General features: G+C 42.5%; 14 protein-coding genes. 6 read left to right on the top strand and 8 right to left on the bottom strand.

All coding sequences use genetic code 11. The features are described from left to right. Together F6J99_RS02780 and F6J99_RS02785 are read left to right on the top strand one after the other, a co-directional pair. Nucleotides 1-224, top strand: a 224-nt coding sequence (locus tag F6J99_RS02780; RefSeq protein WP_293111611.1) for a DapH/DapD/GlmU-related protein, incomplete at its 5' end; no start/stop codon positions are given. 156 nt (nt 225-380) lie between these two features. Beyond that, entirely contained in the window at nt 381-3,626 is a 3,246-nt protein-coding gene (locus F6J99_RS02785) for a HEAT repeat domain-containing protein (RefSeq protein WP_293111612.1), read from the top strand. A gap of 1 nt (nt 3,627) precedes the next feature. On the opposite strand, the gene F6J99_RS02790 is transcribed toward F6J99_RS02785, so the two are convergent. The 3 genes from F6J99_RS02790 to F6J99_RS02800 all read right to left on the bottom strand — a co-directional run bounded on the left by F6J99_RS02790 (nt 3,628) and on the right by F6J99_RS02800 (nt 7,270). Continuing rightward, entirely contained in the window at nt 3,628-5,322 is a 1,695-nt protein-coding gene (locus tag F6J99_RS02790; protein WP_293111613.1) for a glycosyltransferase family 39 protein, read from the bottom strand. Between the two features lie 691 nt (nt 5,323-6,013). Beyond that, the gene (locus tag F6J99_RS02795; RefSeq protein WP_293111614.1) at nt 6,014-6,970 is read right to left on the bottom strand and encodes an isoaspartyl peptidase/L-asparaginase; all 957 of its coding nucleotides are present in this window, start codon (nt 6,968-6,970) and stop codon (nt 6,014-6,016) included. 141 nt (nt 6,971-7,111) lie between these two features. After that, nucleotides 7,112-7,270: a DUF2256 domain-containing protein gene (locus F6J99_RS02800; protein WP_293111615.1), complete on the bottom strand. Its 159-nt coding sequence runs from the start codon at nt 7,268-7,270 to the stop codon at nt 7,112-7,114. A gap of 703 nt (nt 7,271-7,973) precedes the next feature. Here F6J99_RS02800 and F6J99_RS02805 point away from each other — a divergent pair. Next, on the top strand, nt 7,974-8,267 hold the full coding sequence (locus tag F6J99_RS02805) for a hypothetical protein (RefSeq protein ID WP_293111616.1): 294 nt from the start codon (nt 7,974-7,976) through the stop codon (nt 8,265-8,267). A gap of 291 nt (nt 8,268-8,558) precedes the next feature. Here F6J99_RS02805 and F6J99_RS02810 read toward each other — a convergent pair whose 3' ends face one another. Next, complete coding sequence (locus tag F6J99_RS02810; RefSeq protein ID WP_293111617.1) at nt 8,559-10,805, bottom strand: FdhF/YdeP family oxidoreductase; 2,247 nt, start codon at nt 10,803-10,805, stop codon at nt 8,559-8,561. 332 nt (nt 10,806-11,137) lie between these two features. Beyond that, on the bottom strand, nt 11,138-11,344 hold the full coding sequence (locus tag F6J99_RS02815) for a hypothetical protein (protein ID WP_293111618.1): 207 nt from the start codon (nt 11,342-11,344) through the stop codon (nt 11,138-11,140). Between the two features lie 138 nt (nt 11,345-11,482). Here F6J99_RS02815 and fdhD point away from each other — a divergent pair, with 138 nt between their 5' ends. Continuing rightward, nucleotides 11,483-12,331 (top strand): formate dehydrogenase accessory sulfurtransferase FdhD, encoded by an 849-nt coding sequence (gene fdhD, locus F6J99_RS02820; RefSeq protein WP_365972489.1) that lies wholly within the window; start codon nt 11,483-11,485, stop codon nt 12,329-12,331. Nucleotides 12,332-12,548: 217 nt separating this feature from the next. Here the strand turns inward: fdhD and F6J99_RS02825 are convergent, their stop codons facing one another. Beyond that, entirely contained in the window at nt 12,549-16,199 is a 3,651-nt protein-coding gene (locus F6J99_RS02825; protein WP_293111620.1) for a DUF4347 domain-containing protein, read from the bottom strand. Between the two features lie 460 nt (nt 16,200-16,659). Between F6J99_RS02825 and F6J99_RS02830 the strand changes: the two genes are divergently transcribed. Continuing rightward, nucleotides 16,660-16,812, top strand: coding sequence for a hypothetical protein (locus F6J99_RS02830; protein WP_293111621.1), 153 nt, complete (start codon nt 16,660-16,662; stop codon nt 16,810-16,812). Between the two features lie 196 nt (nt 16,813-17,008). Here F6J99_RS02830 and F6J99_RS02835 read toward each other — a convergent pair whose 3' ends face one another. Further along, the gene (locus F6J99_RS02835) at nt 17,009-17,179 is read right to left on the bottom strand and encodes a hypothetical protein (RefSeq protein ID WP_293111622.1); all 171 of its coding nucleotides are present in this window, start codon (nt 17,177-17,179) and stop codon (nt 17,009-17,011) included. Between the two features lie 1,091 nt (nt 17,180-18,270). On the opposite strand from F6J99_RS02835, the gene F6J99_RS02840 reads away from it, so the two are divergent. Further along, nucleotides 18,271-19,668 (top strand): transposase, encoded by a 1,398-nt coding sequence (locus tag F6J99_RS02840; protein ID WP_293111623.1) that lies wholly within the window; start codon nt 18,271-18,273, stop codon nt 19,666-19,668. A gap of 1,037 nt (nt 19,669-20,705) precedes the next feature. Here F6J99_RS02840 and F6J99_RS02845 read toward each other — a convergent pair. Further along, complete coding sequence (locus F6J99_RS02845) at nt 20,706-21,878, bottom strand: N-acetylmuramoyl-L-alanine amidase (RefSeq protein WP_293111624.1); 1,173 nt, start codon at nt 21,876-21,878, stop codon at nt 20,706-20,708. Between the last annotated feature and the right edge of the window lie 103 nt (nt 21,879-21,981).

Below are 21,981 nucleotides of genomic sequence, written 5' to 3' on the forward strand. Positions count from 1 at the left end.
ACGATGGTGTTAAAAAGCATAAAACTGAGATAGGCGATCGCACTAAGACTGGTTCCAATAGTGTTCTGGTGGCACCACTAACTTTAGGAGAGGATGTCACTGTGGCAGCTGGTTCTGTGCTTACCAAGGATGTGCCAAACGATAGCTTGGTGATTGCTCGTAGTAGAAATCAGATCGTTAAACCCGGTTGGCGATTAAAGACCACAGAAGATTCCAACAGCTGAACAAGGATAAGGGATGGCTGTAAGTTGATCAGGTTGTTCGCAAATGAGCTAAATTGGGTGTTTCAAGAGGAGCAATAGGGGTAACAGAAGTAAGTAGCAACAAGCTTATGACTAATCACTGCGATAATATTTATTGATAGAAATTAATCTAGCCCTATGACCTGGGAAATTGCTTCTGTTGTTGCTAAATCTGTTGCCCCTATTTTAGGGATAAAAATTAAAACTAGGCTAACTCCTGCCGATATCCAAAAAGCACTAGAGGAAGCACTAAAAGCTGCCCTAGTGCGAGAAGAACCCTTGGCACCAGAGCAGCGCCTTTTCTATTACTCCGCTCCTGATGCGATCGCGCTTTTTCTGGAAGACTTTTTTCAACATATGGGAGTACAGGAGGAATTACACAAACCCCTCCAAGAGGATAACAAAGCACCATTAACCTCTTTACTTGTGGAAAAATTTAAGCAGGTAGCCTTAAACCATGCCCCCACTCAACCACAAGATAGTTTTATCCTTCCCTGGATGGAAACCTTTGTCAAGACTTATACTGATAAAACCCGCAGTTATTTACAATTTCAACTAACTAAGGAAAACTATTTACAGCAAATTTCCAACAAGATTGATCATGTTAAGTTTGCTGGGATGTTGGTAGCTCCACACCATGAAAACCATTCCCTTAAGCTTGACCAAATTTTTGTCATGCCTGAGGTAGAAGTGTTACATCCTCCCAGTAGTCAGCGACCGTTAGAGTCGCGGGCTTTTCACCCTCAGGTAGCCTTACCCGATCAGTCATGGCAACCATTGCGTACGCAAACAGTTAAAAAAACTCTTGCCCAATATTTATTACGGGTAAAAACCTGGCAGGCTACCTCTGCTAAATCCCGTAACGTGATACTACTGGGTGCGCCTGGTTCAGGTAAAACCACCTTAATGAATTATGTTGCTGTAATGTTAGCCCAGAAGCAACCAGAAGCTATTGGGTTAGCGCCAGATCTTGACTGGCTGCCGATTTTAATTGATATCCGGGATTGGGCCGAGTATTCAAATATCAGTATTCTAGAGTATGCAAGGCAGTTTGCTGAAAAAAACCTATTGGTGAAATCCCTGCCTAAAGGTTTCTTTGAACATTGGCTGGAAGATGGACGGACAGTGATGTTGCTCGATGGGCTTGATCAAGTCACAGAACCAGCCAAAGGTGAGCAAGTCGTAGGGCAAATTAAGGATTTTATCCAGCAATGTCCTAACAATTGGGTAATTATCACCTGCGATAATTCTAATTACCCTAACTCAAATTTACCCGGGGAGTTTTTATGGAACGAAAAATTTTCCCACTATCAAATTCAGTTATTTGATGACAGTAAAATTGAAGAATTTATTCAGCGCTGGTACTATAGTCAAATTCAAGACAAAGCAGAAGCACAACGACTTAAAGAAAGCCTAAGCAACCTACTATCTGAGCATGAACAGATTAGAAAACTGGCAAGACATCCCCTATTGTTGACGATTATTACTTTAATTCACCGCTATCATTTCCGATTGCCTTTGGAACGCTATCAGCTTTATGACCAGGCAGTAGATATGTTATTAACCTCCTGGGATAATCAACCAGATATTAGTCCAGATATTAGTAATAATCACAAGCTGAAATATCTGGGATTGAATGATTGTAGACGATTGATGGAACGTCTCGGGTATTGGATGCATACCCAGGAGAGTAAAAAGGAAAAAGATAAAAAGGATAAAAAAGGTAAGATAGTAATTAACCGAGATGAACTAATCGCTTGGCTTGCTAGAGAAATTAATACCCTGAAACAGATTCAGTTAGACGAGGCCAAGGCAGAGGCAAAACGGTTGGTTAATTTAATTAGCGTTCGCGTAGCGGCTCCAAAGGAGCATCGCACTGGCATTTTAACACAACAAGGGCTGGATGGTTACGCCTTTATTCATAAGATATTTCAAGACTATCTCTGTGCTCAAGAAATTAACTATCAAGCCGATAATGAAGGGGATTTTGATATTATCCTGACTCATATCCAAGACTATCTCCATGACTCTTACTGGCAAGACGTCTTGCTGCTACTAATTGCTCAGCTTAAACCCAAAAAAGCCGCTAAAGCAATTCAGGAAATTTTAAATCATGGCAGTGAGTATGAGTCTTGGTTACATCGAGATTTATTATTTGCTGCCACTTGCCTTACCGAAAATACTCAACCCTTGAAGATAGCAGATAATTCCCTACTGCAAGAAATTTTAGCCGCATTAGTTACCCTAGCAGCCAGTGATTCACGGCGAGTTGGTTACCAAATTCATCAGCAAGTCTTTCAAACCCTTTCTGACTTGAATCAGACTGAGATTAAACTTGACCTTGTACAACTATTGAAAGATAGAGCAAACTCTCAGAAAGATACACAATCCCAGGAAAGCCAAGTAGAATTAGGGCAAAACCAATTAGGGCAAAACCAATTAGGGCAAAACCCGACAGTCCTCAAAAGCTTTTTGGCAGGGCTACAGGATAAGAATGATACCGTGCGTCACCAGGTCAGTGAGATATTAACTAGTGATAGATTAACTAGTGATAGATTAAATAAATTAGACTCTCCTGACTATTATCTCACTACTCTAGATAACACTAGTCTTCCAAAAAATACTCAGAACTCATCACTAAGTACTATTGCTAGATTAGACAATACTTCAGAAAGCTTAGTAAATACATTGCTGAGCTGGCTAAAAGATGACGATGCTACGGTTCGTTCTGAAGCAGCTTTAGCATTAGGTGAATTGGGTCAGGTTTCTGAGCTAGTCGTGAATAGCTTGTTGATGCGGTTAAACGATAAAAATTCTCGTGTTCGTTACTCCAGTATCTGGGCATTGGGCAAATTGAAGCAGCCTGGTAAAACCGTTGTGAGTGCGTTATTGACAAGGCTAAACGATCAAAATACTCGTGTTCGCTGCTTGAGTGCTTCGGTGTTGGGTAAATTAGAGCAGCGTAGTGAAACCGTAGTCAGTGCTTTAGTCACATCCCTCAAAGATAAAGATTCTGATCTCCGTTGTGCCGCTGCTACTGCTTTAGGTCAGTTAGGTAATGGTCAGTTTGGGAACCTTTCTGAAACAGTGGTCAGTGCCCTACTACCACAGCTAGAAGATGAAGATTCTGATGTACGTTGTGCCGCTATTAATGCCTTAAGCCAGTTGGGTAATTCTTCACAAGTTGTGATCACTGCCTTGCTGGGGTGCCTCAAAGATGAAGAGTCTGGTGTACGGGCCTCAGCAGCTGAAACCTTGGCTGAGTTAGGTAAACCATCTAGTTATGTGTCCAATGCTCTTGCACAATGGATTGAGCTGCACCAAGCCTCAGAGTATGTTGGTAGTGCAATTGATGCTCTATGGAATTTGGAGATCGCACAGTAGATTATTCGTTATAGGTCAAATCATTTTTGGCAAAAATCACCATTCTATTCTTAAGAAAATCAATAGTTTTAGGATAAATCCATCCTGGAACCTTTGGAGATTCTCGGTCAAATACAATGTGATAAGGATAGTTTTCCTCTAAAAGATCGCTAAAAAATTTGTATAGGGAAGGATAGTCATTTTTAAGACGGACAATAAATCTGTTGTAGTAGCGGGAATTAACCGCAATATAGTCTGGTTTTCGGTCTATCAATCTCTCAAGGGTATACCATTGTGTATCTTCTTCTCTATCTTCCTTCTCCCAGCGTATATGTGTTGACCACTGCAGGCGTGCCATTATCCAGGGATTATCTTTAAATAGACGGCTAAACTTTTTTTTCCGCCCGCTAATATCTGGCATTCTTTGTTCTGTTAAAATCACCCATGGTATCTTACTAAATTGTGGAGAATAGGCACTCGATTCTATTGAACTTCCCTTTTCAATATTTGTTTTTACCCACTCTTGAGCTACCATTCTAGGGTCTTCTGTAAAACGCTTACCCACATAAAAACTGCAAATCAAATTGTAACTTAAAATAACTAGTAAAAGTCCAATCATTAACCACCGATTTACCTTGATTTTAGTCCAGAATACACCAGAAATAATTAAACCAAAAGGAACTATTGGCATGACGAATCGAGTTTCCATTCTCGGAAAAGATCCAAACTTAAAATAATATAATAAAAATAAACTAAAAAGTAACAATATCCCTTTATGTTCGAGGTGGTTTTCCTTGTCTACAGCAAGACTATAAAAACAAAATAAGAAGCCAAGCAAAAACACTAACCATGATGGGAAACCGATAATTTCTTGGATGGCGACAACAAATTCACCAAAACTATTCCCTTCTGCAATTCCCCCATAGACAGGGGTGACAATATAGTTGTACCAAAAATGCTCCCAAAAAGTAGAATAGTCAAGTAAGGCAAAGGGATTGCATACCAAAAAACCAATAATGACCATCGAAAGACCAATAATAAGTTTTTTGTCGAACAGTAATTTTTTCCATTGCCTCCATGAGCTCGAAGTCAAGGAAAGAACATGAGCAACAACAATTCCCATTCCTATTGCCAAACCATTATATTTAGTAGCTGTGGCAATTCCCGTGCAAAAACCAGCTAGAACATAATCCGATAACTTGCCATATAACAAAATATTTTGAGCGAAATAGAAGGATAATAACATCCAAAACATTACGGGAATCTCTGTTGTCAAAAAATGACTAAAGCTGATGAAGCCTGCGCTGGTAGCAAAAATAATTGTCACTAGGCGAGCTGGGAAAACCCCAAAAAACCTCTTGCAGATCTGATAGACTAAAATAATTGAACCTAAAAACAGAAAAACTGTTAGCATTCTTGACCAGAGGAGTTTAGCTGGATTAATATCATCGGCGGATAGATGTAGAGTATTGCCGATTAATTCAAAGGGTAAAACAGATAAAAAGTAAACAAAATAGGTATGAAAAGGTGGCTTCTGAAATGACTCTGGATTGAAAGGTAATTTTCCAGCTTGAAAAAGTTCTTTAAAGCCCATTTGGTCAGGATTCCATTCTTCCACCCATCCCCAATTAATCCCGTAGATACAGAAAACTAGACCCAAGAAAAGAGCAAATAGCAAAACTTTGTCTAATTTTTTGAGCATTTCAGCACTCTTCATATCATGTCTGCTTGATTACTTACGATACAGCAGTTTTCAATTGGGTTAGATACTTTCGTCTTGGGTTAATGGGAGCAGGGACTGCAGTCGCTCTCATAAAAAATGGCTAAAAGTATTGCTAGGCAACGCTTTTAGCCATTGAGATACTATTTAGTATAAAAAATCAATTATCAAAATCTCAAAGCTATACACAATAGTAGTTTGAGGTGAGTGACAGCTCCTACACTGATTCAATAGAATCAGTGTAGGCTTCCCAACCAATCCAGCTATTGCTTAGGAGGCGTTGGGCTTTAAGAACGGACTGCCCTCTCTTGATGCAAAGCGCGAGTGGGGGAAACCCCCCAAGACCGCGCTGCATCGCTGCCGCTCTGTTTTTTTTGACTTTTTTAAGATTGTTTTGCTGACAAACCAGCATTTAAGGCCGTAGGCCACGCGGGGCGCGTTCGGCTTTGTTTGTCAGTATATACACTATAACATTTTCAAAAAGACCCTATGCAAAATCAATCCCACACTCACCCTTGGCCGTAGGCCACGCTGCGCGAACGTTTTGAGGTGTGGGGCTTCTTTTGCCGGATGCTAAAGTGAACAACTTAGTCTAACAGGTACCGAAGAGCCATTAATAATGATTATAAATATTTCAGCATCCTGTATCCGTAATTGTTCAGATACCTTTAAATCGACTTAAATCGACTTAAATCGACAAAAATTCCACATCCTTAGTCATATTCAACGTATCCACAATCTTTTCGCCACTATGATAAGCCGCTAGCAGAACTTCGCTAGTTTTGCCCCATGCGATCGCACCATTAGCATCTAGAGCGATAGCGGCAAAATCTCGCTGATTCTTCCGAGCTTCCTTAAATGAACGCTCCATGGCATTCACCAGGGATGAACCATCAGTGACTCGCACCACAATCCGTGCTGCTAGACACTCTTCCATAATGTCTTCCCCGATACCGGTGCAGCTCACTGCTGCATCAGAAGTAGCGTAATTTCCTGCTGGCATCGCGGAGTCACTGACGCGACCAATCCGTTCAAAACCCTTACCACCAGTAGAGGTTCCTGCTGCCAGATGACCCCGGCTATCTAGTACAACCACACCAATGGTTCCCCGTCGAGCTTCAGAGCTCGTCACCAATTCGTCCTCAGCAATCACTCCCGCCATCTTATGGCTAAAATTGGCCTGCCTTTCTTGAAGCCACTCTTGTAACCGCAGCTGCGTCATAGGATTGTAAACCGGGAGTTGCAGGTCTCGTAACAATTCTGCAGCTCCATAGTCCGACAACACGCGGTCATCGGAGCCTTGCAACGCTTCTGCCAGCTGAATCGGATGCTGCACTCGCGACACATTAATCACACCGCTGAAGCGCTGAGATTGACCTTCCATCAGGGACGCACTCATCCGGATTTGCCCATCTGATTGCAACACCGAACCGGTGCCAGCATTAAAGCGCGGGTCATCTTCTAACAGTTGGCAGCCTCGGACAACAGCATCAGTTGCACTACTACCGTTCACTAACAAGGCATAAATCTCCTCAATAATTGAGTGGAGGGACTTGCGAATCGCATCAGCCCCTCCTTTGCCTTTTATAGAACTACCAGCACCACCGTGGATAATGACTTTGGGACACACCGTCTTCACAAACATACACAAGAATGAAGAAAATATTAAGGATTAAAACATTTAGTTTGAATTATGAGACATTGGAGTGTCAAGTGTCAAAATATACAAAACCCTAAAAACTGACTAAGAAAACTTCTCGATCCAGCCCTGGTTATCCTTGATACTTCATACCTGCTTCACGCCAGATTTCCTTCTGCGACAGCGCTCTGAGCAATATTTGACTTCCTCCCAACAATCTTGCCATTTTTTGCGCCATGTAAAGGAACGTTGACAAACAGGGCAAATTTTTGTTGGCAGGTTCGATTTCAATTGCTGGCGTGTCATATTAGTTTTATTATAAATAATGACTACTCATAATTGTAACAAATTATTAAGTTATCTCAAGTTTATTTAATAATTTTTACAAAACTTAATTGTATGCCAGGGCAAACCCATCTAAATTCCACACCCCTTATCCAGTAAGGATTTCATCAATTCATGAACAACAAGACTCGATTGCTGAAATCCTAACAAGTGCCTACCTTTCAAACATAAGATGCGAAAGCCGCTGAATTATATGCAGGTTAATTGTTAATCGTTACTTGGTAATTGGTAATCGTTAATTAGTAATCGTTAATTGGTAATTGACCATTTTTCAGGTTTGATTGTCTATAGCAATGTCCATATAGGTTGTGAAATCTCACGGAAGCAGGATGCCCACAATAACAATGATTTTGGTTATTTTTCGTTTATTGATGTTCACAACTCGTTTATAAAACGAGTTTTTTGTCATACTTATGAGGTACAAATTCCTGGGTTTTAGGGATTAAGTGGTAGGGAATTGGTAGTAGGAAATTAGGAGTATGTAATTAGGACTAACCAATTGGGACTAGGCCATTAGGAGTAGGGATAAGCCAATTGACTGTACATCATTACTAGGAGAAATGCTATAGTGATGGACAAAAGAAATCTTCTCACCTTTCCCAACCCATCGATAACAATTAATCAAACTAACAATTAATTAAGCTAACAATTAATCAAAGAATCTATGCAACCTATTCGACAAGGCGACGTTATTTTACTTCCTGTAGAGCAAATAAATGGACAACAGTTACCTCACCTAACCCTAGCAGAAGGGGAGGTAACTGGACATTCCCATCGCATCAGTGACGGTGTTGCTAAGTTATACGAAAAAAAGGGCATTCTTTATCTACAAGTTCTGTCAGAAACAGCAACCTTAACTCACGAAGAGCATCAGCCAATTGAGCTTCCCCAAGGTAGCTGGATGGTGCGAATTCAACGGGAATATGAACCTCAAGGATGGCGATATGTTGCTGACTAATATCATTTCCGGTTGACTACTTATATAGCAAAGGGAACAGGGAGTAGGGAGTAGGGAGTAGGGAGTAGGGAGTAGGGAACAACAATTATTACAATTCCTACACGGATCCCTATTCAAACTTGTAACGTGAAACTTGATCAAGTGAAACTTGATAACGTGAAACTTGTAACGTGAAACTTGTAACTTGATAACTTGTAACTTGATAACTTGTAACTTACCAATTACTAATTACTAAGCATTCAGCTGACGGCTGACAGCTGACGGCTGTATGCTTACCTCGATACTATCTCCTTAAACTTTTTCCAGTCGAACCAAAGCATTGTAGTCTGGAATATCCACTTCAGGCGATCGCTTGCGTTTATCCAATAGCACATTTCCCTCAGGCCAATGTACCTGTAAATTTCCTGGTGTAATCGGTGCGATATGGATGTTTCCTTGGAATTGACCCTGTTGATTCCTCAGAATTACGGCATCGCCATGGTTTAATCCCAGTTTTTTAGCATCCACCCGACTCATCAGCACGGCCTTTCGCTTTGCCCCAGTAATGGCATCTTTCTGTTCTTGTACCATGCTGTTAAATTGTTTACCTCGCCTGGTGGCTACTAGGAAATGACCGTCTGGCAGTTCTCGCTTCGGTGGAGATAAGGGGGAAAAATGGGCTAAACCATCCGGTGTGGGGAAATTCCAGCCAAAGCAAAGATGGGAACCGCCATACTGGAACTGATCACCAGCTTCCTTAAGATGTTGGATACCAGCATACTGGGGGATAACCTGGGCAATTTCTGCCCGAATCGCGGCTGTGCTATCAAAGTGTAATTTATCTGCCAAATCCGGACGCACTCGCTGTGCTAGTTCCATAAAGACTTCCCACTCCGGACGGGCTTCCCCAATCCGAGGGCCAGGAATTTCTGGACTGAAAATCACCCTTCTCTCGGTACTGGTTTCAGTTACTCCCCCTGGGATTTCGTAGCGAGTCGTGGCGGGTAACAAGATTACGGTTTCTCCAGGTTCTACTAACATTTGACTGGAGAGGACAATATCCATATGGACTCTCAGAGGGATTCGCTGTAGTGCCTCTTTGATATAATCTGGTTCTGGCAACACCTCCAGGAAATTGCCTCCGACGGAAAATACTATATCCAACTCCCCTGAATGGGCAGCATCAATCATTTCCGCTGCTGTTAATCCTTTGGTGGTGGGGACTTCAAACTGCCATTGTTGGCTGAGCTTGGCAGCATTTTCTGGAGTAATGGGCTTGCCACCAGGAAAAACCGTGGCATAGCATCCCATTTCTGCTCCTCCTTGCACCCCAGAGTGCCCCCGAATCGGCATTAACCCACAGCCTTCTCGACCAACAAACCCTTTGGCTAAGGCTAGGTTAATGATGGCTCGCACATTATCTTCGCCACACTTATGCTGGGTAATACCCATGCTCCAGACAAACACAGCTTTATCAGCTTCAGCTAGCATCTTGGCAAAGGCGTACATATGTTCACGGGAAGTACCGGAAAGCTGTTCTAGTTCTTCCCAGGATTGGTTAGCTAGGGTTGCTTTTAATTGCTCAAAATTAGTCGTATGATTTTTGATGAAGGATGAGTCTACCCAATGGTTAGCAATCATCTCCTTGAGCGTTCCATTGAGGAATGCCATATCCCCACCCATATTGATTAAAAAGAAGTCTTCGGCAAATTTAGTACCAAATAAGGCACTTTCGGGAATCGAAGGCACCCAATAGCGTTCCATACCTGGTTCTTGGTAAGTGTTAATTACCACGATTTTGGTACCAGCCTTCTTAGCCCAGTGGAGATACTTAACTGTAACTGGCTGATTGTTGGCAACGTTAGAGCCAATAAATACTAATAAATCTGTACCAATCCAATCTTTATAAGAACAAGTAGTAGCTGCTACCCCTAATCCCGCTTTAAGTCCAGCGGTACTGGGAGAATGGCAGATGCGAGCAGCATTATCTATATTATTAGTCCCTATCGCTCGCACTGCTTTTTGGGCAGCATAGTAGGTTTCATTTACTGTACCTCTACTGGTTAGATAAACGCTAAATCGGTTAGTGCTGCTATCAATGGGTGAAGGTAAACTATTCCTTAGGGAATCACTGATTAATTCCAGTGCTTTATCCCAACTAATTCGACGAAATCCTTGCTCCCCTCGTTGCCGCATCATGGGGTAAGCAAGCCGTCCTAAATCCCGCAGTTGGATACTTTTTTTCCTCTGAAGCTGAGAGACATCTGCTAAGATTTCGGGGTCAAATGCTGCCATGGTATTCATCCGCAACAGCCGCAGCCGGACATTACAGACATGGACGCCATCAACAGTCCAGTCTTTCATACCAGTAGTGCCAAGGGCGCAACCGTCGCACACTCCCTGATTTAAGATATCCCAAGCATAGGATAACTGGTCTCGGTTTTCCCAAGCTGCTCTGAAGACTTCCCAATAATTGTTCGGGTATTGTTCACCAATACCGAATGGTTTCCAGTTTGCCCAGTAGGAAGGAGTCCAGCCTTTTTTGGGTTGACGCAGCATGAGTTTTGAGTAAGGTAAAAATCTGGGTACTTGATCACATTACCATAAACTTTAGCAGAAAAACTATTACGTAATATTAATTTTGTATCTATTACTAATTAGAGCAACTAAAAGATAGTTTAAGACATAGTTTGTTTCTTAAATAAAACAGTTGGGTAGGGTGCGTTAGGGACGGACTCGCCCTGATTTTATCAGTAGCCAGTATTGGGACAGTCCGTCCCGTAACGCACCACAGGTTCAAACAGCATGCATTGAGATGCACCCCAATATAACTATGTATTCAACGTCAGTTGTTAGCTATCATCATTAAAATAAACCTGTTTGATTATAATTTAATAGTTCGAGATTATATCGAATTTAAAGTCTGGGGAAAAGCCCATCATCTTTCCGTAACAGAGATTAGCAACAAAGCACCTCAAGTAGCTTAGCCATGACCGTAGCGTGGCCATTACCGTAGCGTCGTGACCCAAAGGCCAAGGCCAACGGCTGATATCTGAATGCTTACTCTTAACCTTTACTTCGACTGCTATACAAAACATTGGGAAGCAGGTATCCTATGCCTAAAAAATTTGTAGCACTATTAGATACTATTAGATAGGATTAGCAAAATGATTAAACTACCGATAAGGTCATATAGCAGTTCTCAATTGGGTATTGAAAACTGCTATCAACCAACTATGAATCAGTACCGCAGCAAAACTAAATCCCAAGTCTGGGTAGTGGAAAACAGCCAAGTGCGATCGCGTTTAGATCAACTGGCAACAGAAGAACCTTTGGAAATTCGCCTGACCTCTCCCCAGAAAACCGTTGCGGTGACGATGCGCACCCCAGGGGCAGATTTTGAACTAGCAGCAGGGTTCCTCTACAGTGAAGGAATTGTAAAGGATCGGGATGATATTCAACGGATTAGCTACTGTGTGGATTCTAATCGAGATGGTGAGCAGCGCTATAACATTGTGAATGTGACCCTGAGGCAGGAACTGACTCCAGATTTGCAGCCCCTGGAACGCCACTTTTTTACCACCAGCGCCTGTGGAATTTGTGGAAAAGCTAGTCTTGAGGCACTACGGTTGCGAGGGTGTCCAGTGATGTCTGATGCTATGGAAGTCAGCACTGAGGTGATTTACAGCCTCTCGGAACAGCTGCGTTCAGCTCAATCAGTGTTTTCCACAACTGGGGGAATCCATGCTGCTGGGTTGTTTAATTCCCAAGGAGAGTTACTCTCGTTACAAGAAGATGTGGGACGTCACAATGCTGTGGATAAATTGGTGGGTTCAGCCTTATTAACTAATCAACTGCCCTTAAGCGATCGCATTGTGATGGTAAGTGGGCGCTCTAGTTTTGAGATTCTACAGAAATGTCTCATGGCTAGGGTACCAATTGTTTGCGCTGTATCTGCGCCCAGCAGTCTAGCGGTAACCCTAGCCAGAGAGTTTGGGATTACTCTAGTGGGATTTCTGCGGGGAAAACGGTTTAATGTTTATTCTGGGAAAGAGCGTATTTGCAGTTTTTTTGATCATGGTTGATATGTCAGCATTCAGCCGTTAGCTGTCAGCTGTCAGCATTCCGTAACTCAGATTAAACTTTTGCTTACCTGTTGTCTTGTCCAGTCGCTTATTCAAAAGCTGTTTGGTGTAGCTTATCCTATGCCCATAAGCAAATCAAGTACCGTGGCACAGGCTAGAAGCCTGTGCCACCCATTACCTGATAGCTGATAGCTGATAGCTGATAGCTTACGCTAGATTACACAACAACAAAATCGTCAGCCGTAATCAGATTGGAGTTCACATCAGTCAAGAAAGCTAACGGTTGATTATTTTGAGTTGTGATCCAGGTGTCACCATTTTGTTCAAAGATAGAAAGTGACCCAAAGGTCAACCCTCCCTCTAATTGCAACAAATCTACACCATCTTCAAAGTCAACAATAGTGTTCTTGCCTGCAGTGGACAAGACAAAGGTATCTTCTCCAGCGCCACCAGTCAGGATGTTATCTCCTTGACCACCATTGAGGAGGTCGTTACCGCTACCGCCAAAGAGTTGATCTTGACCTTGGCCCCCTAAGAGGGTGTCATTACCCTCGTCTCCAAATAACTTATCGTCACCGCCGCCACCGTCAAGGAGGTCATCACCCGCCCCTCCTTGGAGGGTGTCTTGACTGTTAAGACCCTTGAGGGTGTCGTTTCGTGAAGTACCAGTGAGATTATCATTATTTGAGGTGCCAATTTCCGTGATACCCACAACAAGTATAGAACTCGCATCTGAGAGAGTCCATGCGCCACGCCCCAGAGTGCCAGCTACCAGTAGGTCATCGCTGGGATCGTAGTCAAGATCCCAAACAGGAACATTAGGTAAATCCGTTCCTAGCTTTAACCAATCGGTGAAATTATTGCTGCTAGTTGCTGAAAAGATGCCTATATTGCTGCCAACTACGATCCCATCTACCGTAGAACCGGAAATAAACTCAATTGATCGCAAGTTCAAATCCGCTGGCTCTAAATTTAAGTTGGTAGCGAAGTCTTGCAGGTTGCCCGTGATATCGATCCAGTTATTTGCATCAGTCGTTTGAAATACCTGGTCATCATCAATGGCAAAGCCAGTCATCCAGTCGTCGCTATCGAGTACGATGTCTCCAACGAATCCACCAGAATAGTTAGTGTTTTCTAATGTTCCGTCTGATGTGGTGCGGACAAATATGTTAGATTGAGATCCGACATAAATTACGTCTGGATTATCTTGCCCATTCCGACGACCACCATAGGCAATTGGATCGCCGTCACCGCTGTTGACCCCCACACTACCGCCGCCAGCCGTGTTCACAATAGTGACGTTATCACCCTGGTCAAACGATTCGTAGACGCGAGTGCGTCCACCAATAGCAATACGGTTGGGATCAACTTCATTGACTACTACTGGTGTGACAAATTGTCTATCAAAAGTGTTGAAACCATTTAGAGTAGGAAAAGTCTCGCTGATTCGGTTGTTATTTGCATCATAGACCCGACGTCTGAAACTATCCAGATTTTGAAAGCTTGAGTATCGCACCGATTGCTGATCGTTATTAGGATCAATCGAAACTGCGACATCGCCACCATCAGCCGTAGACACGCTGTCCCAGACAACTGAATCAGAGTTATTTTGTTGTGTTGTTCCTGTATCTTGGTTTCCGCTGATGATAATGTTGGAAACAGTATCGTAAGCAATATCGTGGATCTCAGTCACCTGCAAATTGCTATTGAGGGAAAACCAATCTCCAGTGTTGTCTTGTGGATTGGTGCGGCGGTAGATTCCTCCATCATCCACTTCAATGATGTCACCATTGGCATCGAAGGTCATTTCGCGGGAATCGGCGTGTGGTGAACTGTTGTTTGCCGTTCCGCCATTGGGAATGGCTGTAATAAGGTTGCTGTGGGTCAAATGTTCCCACTGAGGGGAAGGAGACTCATTGGTTGGATCAACTGTCGTATCACCACGGAACAGTCGCCCAGAAAAAGTTCGTGCCCCTACAAAGGTTGGGAAAGTTGTGGTCTGCCCTCGAGGTGCTCCTTGCCGATCACCACCGATATAGACAACATTCTGATTGTCAGGATCGGCAAGAATCGAGAAATGTATAGCTCCTTGACCTCCTGGTTTTTGTGTGGGGTTGAGACCCACATTTGTCGGGTTTCCTCCAACTACTTCTGGGGTCCGTGGCAAGTCCATTTGAGTCCAAGTTGGGTTGGTTGCCGTTGGATTGTCTGTAAATCCGATATAAGACGGTTGCCCATTGGTGAGAACAGCAGTGTATAGGCGACCATTGCTTGCGACCGCCATCTCTGTGTTATTATTACCTACCTCAGTGATGACCCCATCTAGATTCGCATCCTGATCAGATACGTTAGTCCAATTAGCTCCACCATCATCTGAACGAAAAATACCGTTGCCCTGAACCGATACGTAGAAACGCTGGTTATCAGTTGGGTCACCCACTAGATCAAAGGCAGCTCCCGCATCAAGTCCATTGCTACCTGATATGAATTCCCAGCTTGCACCATTGTTAGTGCTGCGGTAAACACCCCCTTGAGTACCACCACGAAAATTATTAGCACTGACTAAGAGCGTGTTGCCGCGAGAGGCCACACCTGAAATATTTCGTCCTGACAGCAGAGTTTCATCGGCTTCATCAACCATACCGTCACGATCGTTGTCCAGGTTATCAGCCGTTCCAAGTTGAATCCAGGTATTTCCTCCGTCAGTGGTCTTTAACAAACCGGTTAAAGGTCCTGGCACGTCTTGATCCTCAGAACGGAAGAAAGAACTGAAACGACCTATGCCAGCAATGATCGTTTGATTGGTTGGATCACTCGGATCAAATTCCATTGCGCCAATGGAATTCCCTAGCAAGTCATCCGTAAGCGGTGTCCAGTCTGGGCTGCTGTCCGTTGCATTCGTTGTTTTCCAAATCCCGCCATTTGTGGCTCCGATATAAAGGATATTGGCATCATCAGGGTGAGCAAGCACCGTATGAATTGCCCCAGCCACCTCATTATTAGGCTGAACATTCTCAACTTGCCCATTCTGTGCCGGACTCGGTCCCTGGGCGATCCACTGTCCTTTAGCTAAAACTGAGCCATAAGCTGCTCGTGTTGCTGCCTGAAATGCCAACGGGACTTCAACATTACTGGTGGTTATTTCTAGTTCCCAGTCTCCTCCCAGTGCCCCAGAACCAGTGGGCTTTGTAGAAGCAGCAATTTCCGCCCCAGTTAGGTAGTGTAGCTTTTCCACAAACTCCATACCCGCATCCCCAGCAGCAACATTGCAACCGTAAAGAAGGATAGGAATAGAAGTGAACTTGCCTTCCTGAGTAAGAGAAGTTGAAGCAATCCAGGTCTTTAGTTGTGCACCATAGTGATTTAGAGTGTCTAGACTTAACTGGCTATTCCCTAAATACAAACACCCTGGTGAACCATGAGAAATGATGTGAATAGCAGTAATATCAGTGCGTCCTTCCAGAACCTTGGTAATTTCTTCAACCCCATCCTGTGTAGAGTCCAGGACAATCACCTCAGCTTCGGGTACCGTACCATTAACTAAACTCTGATAATCATCAACCCCTGAGTCAATAAAGACAATAGTGCTAGAGGTTTTGGAGTGACTTCCCAAAGCTTTGTGTACCTCAGTCTCCCCAAAGTTCAACGACTTATCGAGATCGTTAAAACTTGCATATTTGATATCAAACATGCTAAAATGCCCCTTTATGATGTGTTGGTTTGTAACAGTAGCCACTGGTGAAATGGCTACTAGTCTCAGCAGTCCTCTAAAATCCCGTTGATTACTGTTAGCATCCTGCACATTCTTATTAGTAGGTGGCTGCCATCCACCTACTAATAGTGACAATTTGCCAACAGAACCAAGCATTCGATAATCAGGGTTTGAGTAATTACAATCTCAACCCAAATTACCAATCAGATATTTAGGATAATATTTGCGACATAAACTATCCTAACTACACATCCGGCAACTATAGGCGAAGCTTTGATGAAGTATCACTCAAGTTTTATTAAATTTAAGTTAAGCAAAGCTTTCACATTTAATCAGATGATATAGATTTTTTATTTGAGTTGTGAACAGACTCCCAAAGGGCACAAGGCAAGAGGCAAAAGGCAAAAGGCAAGAGGGGCAATAGATACGGATTTTTATTGGACAATAAAAAAATACCTCCTAGGTTTACATCTCATTTATAAACCCTATAGCGTTTCTCGCAGTTATGAGGTACAGTGTTTTTTGACACTGATTTCCTGTCTTGATGATTTTTAACGACAAATTAAGTACATTGTCTTGATGCAATAGCGAGTGGGGGAAACCACGGCAGTCGCTCATGGGGGAGACCCCCAAGACCGCGCTGCCTTCCCAAGACCGCGCTGCATCGCTTTCTTATAGCCTACTCCCTACACCCCACACCCCACACCCCACACCCTACACCCTACACCCTACACCCTACACCCCACACCCAGTAAGGCTCACAAGCTGAGGGGGTGACAAGGGAGCTAGAAGGTAGACTGAATCAGCTTCATGGCTCTTTTACCCCTCTGAAAAAAGGGTAGTTTATTGCATTTATTTATCATTAATTTTTGAGCTAAGACTGACCAAAACTCCATTCCTACTATCCATAAAAGCCCGTATTGACCTATCCAAAAGTTACTATGTCGTTGCTGTATTCGCCCTAGTTATTGTAGACGATTGATATATTTTTGTTGTCCTAGTTGTTTGATATTTACCCATTGCAAAGCAGCAGTAGTATAGGAGATTGCTATTAATAATACTAGACGAGTTAAACGTTCAACAGAAGCTTTAGACCCTTCTAGATTATAACCACCACTCTTACAATCCTTAAACATCGCTTCAATTCCACTTCGGGCTTTATAGGCTTCCCAACTTTCTTTTAAGCTCTTGATATTTGTTAAAATATACCAAGGTTAATCTGAGCTCTTACCTTTGTATTTTCTTTTGTAGTAGGCGGCAATCGCCATTCCCCCAAACCCTTTACTTTTAGTTACCTTGACTCCAGTAAAATTTTTTTCATTCTTTGAAGTTACCGTAAGAGAGTGGAGCCTTTATGGGTGAGCAATTTTGCAGAAAAGGTTTGAATATTTTGTAATAAGGCTCCACTCTCTAAGGTTTCGTCTCCCGGAGATAATTCTAAGGAATTTAGTTTTTTAAAATCTTTTTCTTTCTCCTGAAGGTGCGCTTTCCGTAGGCGAATTTAATTCGCCACGGGTCGCACCTGAATGTAGGTATTGGCTTTTTGACGGAAAGCAAAATCTACATGCTTTGATTGGAGCCATTTAGCTAGTTCAACACGCTAGATATTCTCTATCTCCGATAACCACAAAATCGTCACCTTTTAACATTTCAATTACCGGAACCAGTAAAGCTTGTTGTTCTGACAGGTTACTGCACCCACGTTTATCTAAAAAAGTCCAATAAATCGGCCAAGCTCGTTTCGACCAAATTACGCTGACCATAAATAAGTTGTATTGCTTCCATTGAGTTCTATCGAAACTTCCTGAAATTTGAGAACCCCCGTGCTTCAGCCGGGGTCAGAAGTTACCGCAAGAATAAGGCAGCCTTTATGGTTGGTCGGCTATGAGCAAAAGGGTTAAAACTTTATGATTAAGGCTGCCTTATTCTAAGGTTTCGTCTCCGGGATGAAAAAGAGAGACTGGATTTATCCAGTCGTGTCCTCTATCTGACTTCTAATCCAGCGCTCCACATACTCACCCGCACTAATCCCAGATTCCTTTGCAGATAGTTGCAACCATTTCCAAGCACTATCTGTAAGCATTATATTATGTGGCTTTTTTAGCTGGTCATGGAGTACAGGAACTCCTCTCATTCTTTTTCGCGATCTTTCTTGAGATTGACTTGAAATTGTTAGTTATTGCGCATATACTAAGATTATGATAGCAAATAGGTCAAGGTTGTCAATATGTATAAAACTATCCCAGTAAAAGCGGTGCTTTCAGATGAAGAAAAAGCCTTCTGGGAATTCCAGTGCCAGCACTCAAACAGTCTATTTAATTGTGCTATCTATTACTCAAAACAGAAACATTATAAGTGGTTAGAGGATCAGGAAGCTTATACTACTTACTGGCGTGGAGATGAACTAAAAGCAGGATGGAAGACTTACAAGTGTGGTGTTAAGTATCCAGAAATTGATAAAGCCTTAAAAATGTCACCCCACTATAAGGCAATGGCAGCTCAATCCGCTCAACAGACTCTCAAGACAGTAGGTGAAGCTATTAAGAGTTACAACCAGCTAGTAGGTCTGTATTACAAAGGGGAAGTAGACAGGCCAAGATTTCCCCGGTATCGCAAATCAGGAGGGTTATTTTATGTTACATTTCCACGACAAGCTCTTACCTATAAACGGGGGCTATTTTATCCATCTATTAGCAAAGAAAGCAAGCCAGAACTGCTAACTGAAATCATCCTAACTCCACCAAATTTTATAGATCCGGATTGGGTAAAAGAAGTCACGATTCGTCCCTGTTACGGTCAATTGTGGATTGACTGGGTTATAGATGACGGAAAACAGCCAGTGAAGAGTAACTCTAGTTTGGATTATTCTCAGGCTCTGGGAATAGACCATGGTGGCGATAACTGGCTGACCTGCGTGTCTACCCTTGGAAAAAGCTTTATCATTGATGGAAAAAAACTCAAGTCCATGAATCAAGGTTATTCTCGACTAGTTGCTAAACATAAAGCCGGAAAGCCTGAAAGGTATTGGGACTCTATTTTAGATCGAATTCAATTAAAGCGAAACAATCAAATGAGGGATGCGGTAAACAAGGCTGCCCGATTTATTGTTAACCGCTGCTTAAATGATGGAATTGGAAATATTGTCATTGGCTGGAACGAGGGTCAAAAGAATCGTTCCAATATGGGGAAAAAGGGTAATCAAAAGTTCGTTGTTATACCAACCAAGCGACTAATACAAAGGTTGGAGCAATTATGTCTAGAATATGGAATCAGATTAATAATCACAGAAGAATCCTACACCAGTAAAGCGTCTTTCTTAGATGAGGACTTCTTGCCGACTATAGGTGAAAAACCCGTTCGCGTAGCGTCGGCTTTGCCGAAAGGATGGAGAGCCTCTGGTAGAAGAATTAGACGAGGACTTTACCAAACTGCTTCAGGAAAGTTGATCAACGCCGACTCCAACGGCGCTGCCAACATCCTTAGAAAAGTAACCACACAGCCATTCGACCTGGCTAAGGTGGCTAGGGGATCTTTGACAGTCCCACATCGGTATAACTTATTCAGTGATTTGTCTAAATCATACCGATATAAAGGTGGAGCAGGACGGGTTTACCCTCCTGCGTAACAACCTTTGAGAATCCCCCGTGCTTTAGCCGGGGGAGATGTCAACAAGAGCAATAAATAGATGTTTAGATTGAGGGCAATGAGTCTGAATTCTCAAGGGGTGACAACAAAGCTCAAACCTAGGCAGGTGTTAGGTTAATGGTTAATGGTGTTTGGTTTAATGAGCGCGACTCGTGTTGTTATATTTCCCAGCATTTGAAGCAATTTTAACCAATCCAACTGCATAGATAGTTTTAATCAACCACTATGCCATGAAGATGTTCACGCTTCACCTAACCCCTAAAACCTAACCCCTGTAATATTTTCAATTAGCTTGTCACCCCGTCAGGTCTGAATTAGATGTTTAATAATTGGAAACCATAGTAAAGTTACACTCAGTTGAGGGAGTTTGAGGAATTTTTGTAAGTAACGGCGACGACTCTCAAATAATATCGGTTGAGGAAACAAAGCTGCTAAGGGTTCAATCCTGACTTGCGTGGTGATTTTGTAACAGCCCTACCAATAACTCAACAGTTATAAATTGAGTTGAGTTTAATCGGCTTTGAAGATGAGTCTGGTAAAATTGAGGTAGCATTTTCAATCTTATTGGTCTTGTTGACAATTGAGACCATTATTTTTTGACCACAAGTCGCTCTAATTGCCAATTAATCAGGCTTCTGGCTTGGTTGTCACCCCGTCAGAAACAAATTCGCTATCCTGTGGTCAAAAAAGGAAAAACGGTTGCTAAAAAAGGTAAAAATAAGAAGACGTAACTAAAATTTTGAAGACATTTGTTAACATCTCAGCTTCAAAAGAAGACTGGGTTATTTTATCATAGTCTAAACTCCAGTTAATCTAACTAATTATGAATATTTGTATAAACGTTAAAAAATAAATCCCCATTATAGGGACGTTAAATTATGTCTATATTTATCAATAAACAGCATCATTTTAAGCATGGTTATACCTAGAAAAAGGAGGCTAAATAATTCCTTTGTTAGCCTCCCGTTTTGGGTCATCGTCAACTACCAATTACGAATTGCAAATTACCGATTACCATTATTCCAAATTCAAAGTAGACCAAGTTATAGAACCTACAATCCCATCAGCATATAATCCTTTAGCTTTCTGATAAGCAATCACAGCAGATTTTGTCTGAGAGCCAAAATCCCCATCGGTTGAACCAGAATAAAATCCTTGGGTTTGGAGCAGCTGCTGTAGTTCCTCTACTTCTGATCCAACTGCTCCTTTAATTAAAGGAAGATAGGCCGATGAGGGTTGAACGTTACGCCATCTTTCTGAAAACTCTTCCAAGACTTCTTTTGGTAGTTGTTTTTCTAGCCACTCAATCGCTTGTTTTTGGTGAGGTAAGCCACGATAATACTTGTAGGTGTTAAGGAGCAGCACAGGCTCCCGCTTCTTGTTACCTGGTTCCGAAGGAGATTCCTCTGATGGTTTAGAAGAACTTTTCAGTGCTTCCCAGGTCTTTGAACCCACTAATCCATTGGCATTTAGTCCTTCAAACTTCTGAAAGGAAATCACTGCTTTGGTAGTAGCAGGACCAAAAATGCCATCAACTGGACCGGGACTAAACCCTTGAGTTTGGAGGGATTGCTGTAGATCTTTGACTTTCAGACCAGTGTCTCCTTCTCTGAGATAGTCTTCAACTGATGAGTCAAGGCGCTGACGAACTTCTCGGCGCAACCGAGGCAATTGACTGTATAACCAGTCCCCAGGGCATTGGGTTGGTGAAAAGTCTCGATGCCCTTTAATATTGTCTGGGCTAATCTTGGTAGTATTGCAAATCGAAACACATAAATCTACCAAACTTTTCCATTGTTTGGCATTCATCCGGTAGCTGATAAAGGTGCCTTCATTTTCAATTCCAGGTGACTGGTTACCTAGAGTACTACCAGCATGAGCAGAGCTGACAGAACGTCCTTTTTTAATCGCTGATAAGGAACCCTGTCTACCTTCGAGTAAATGTCCACCCGTGGTATTCAAAAAGTTGTGACCTGAGTCATCCCAGCCAAACCCATCCATGTGGGATTTTTGAATACTCCTAGCCAAACTTCTGGAGCCCCATAAGGTTCCTTTGGATAGATCATTCGGGGCATTGGGAGTAGCAGTATGGTGAATAATAATATATCGTGGTCTAGTGGTATCTGGCCATTGTTTTGGGGGTTTAGCTCCCCATTCTTTTGCTGAAATGACACTAGCAGTGAAAGACATATTGACTTGCGGTCTCCAGTTATACTAATTTACTAGTGGTATCCTTGGAATAGGATGGGATCAGGTAACCAAACCATATAACCAAACTATGGATTTGGCTGAG

This window comes from Moorena sp. SIO4G3 (assembly GCF_010692305.1).
GTDB classification, from domain to species: Bacteria; Cyanobacteriota; Cyanobacteriia; order Cyanobacteriales; family Coleofasciculaceae; genus Moorena; species Moorena producens_A.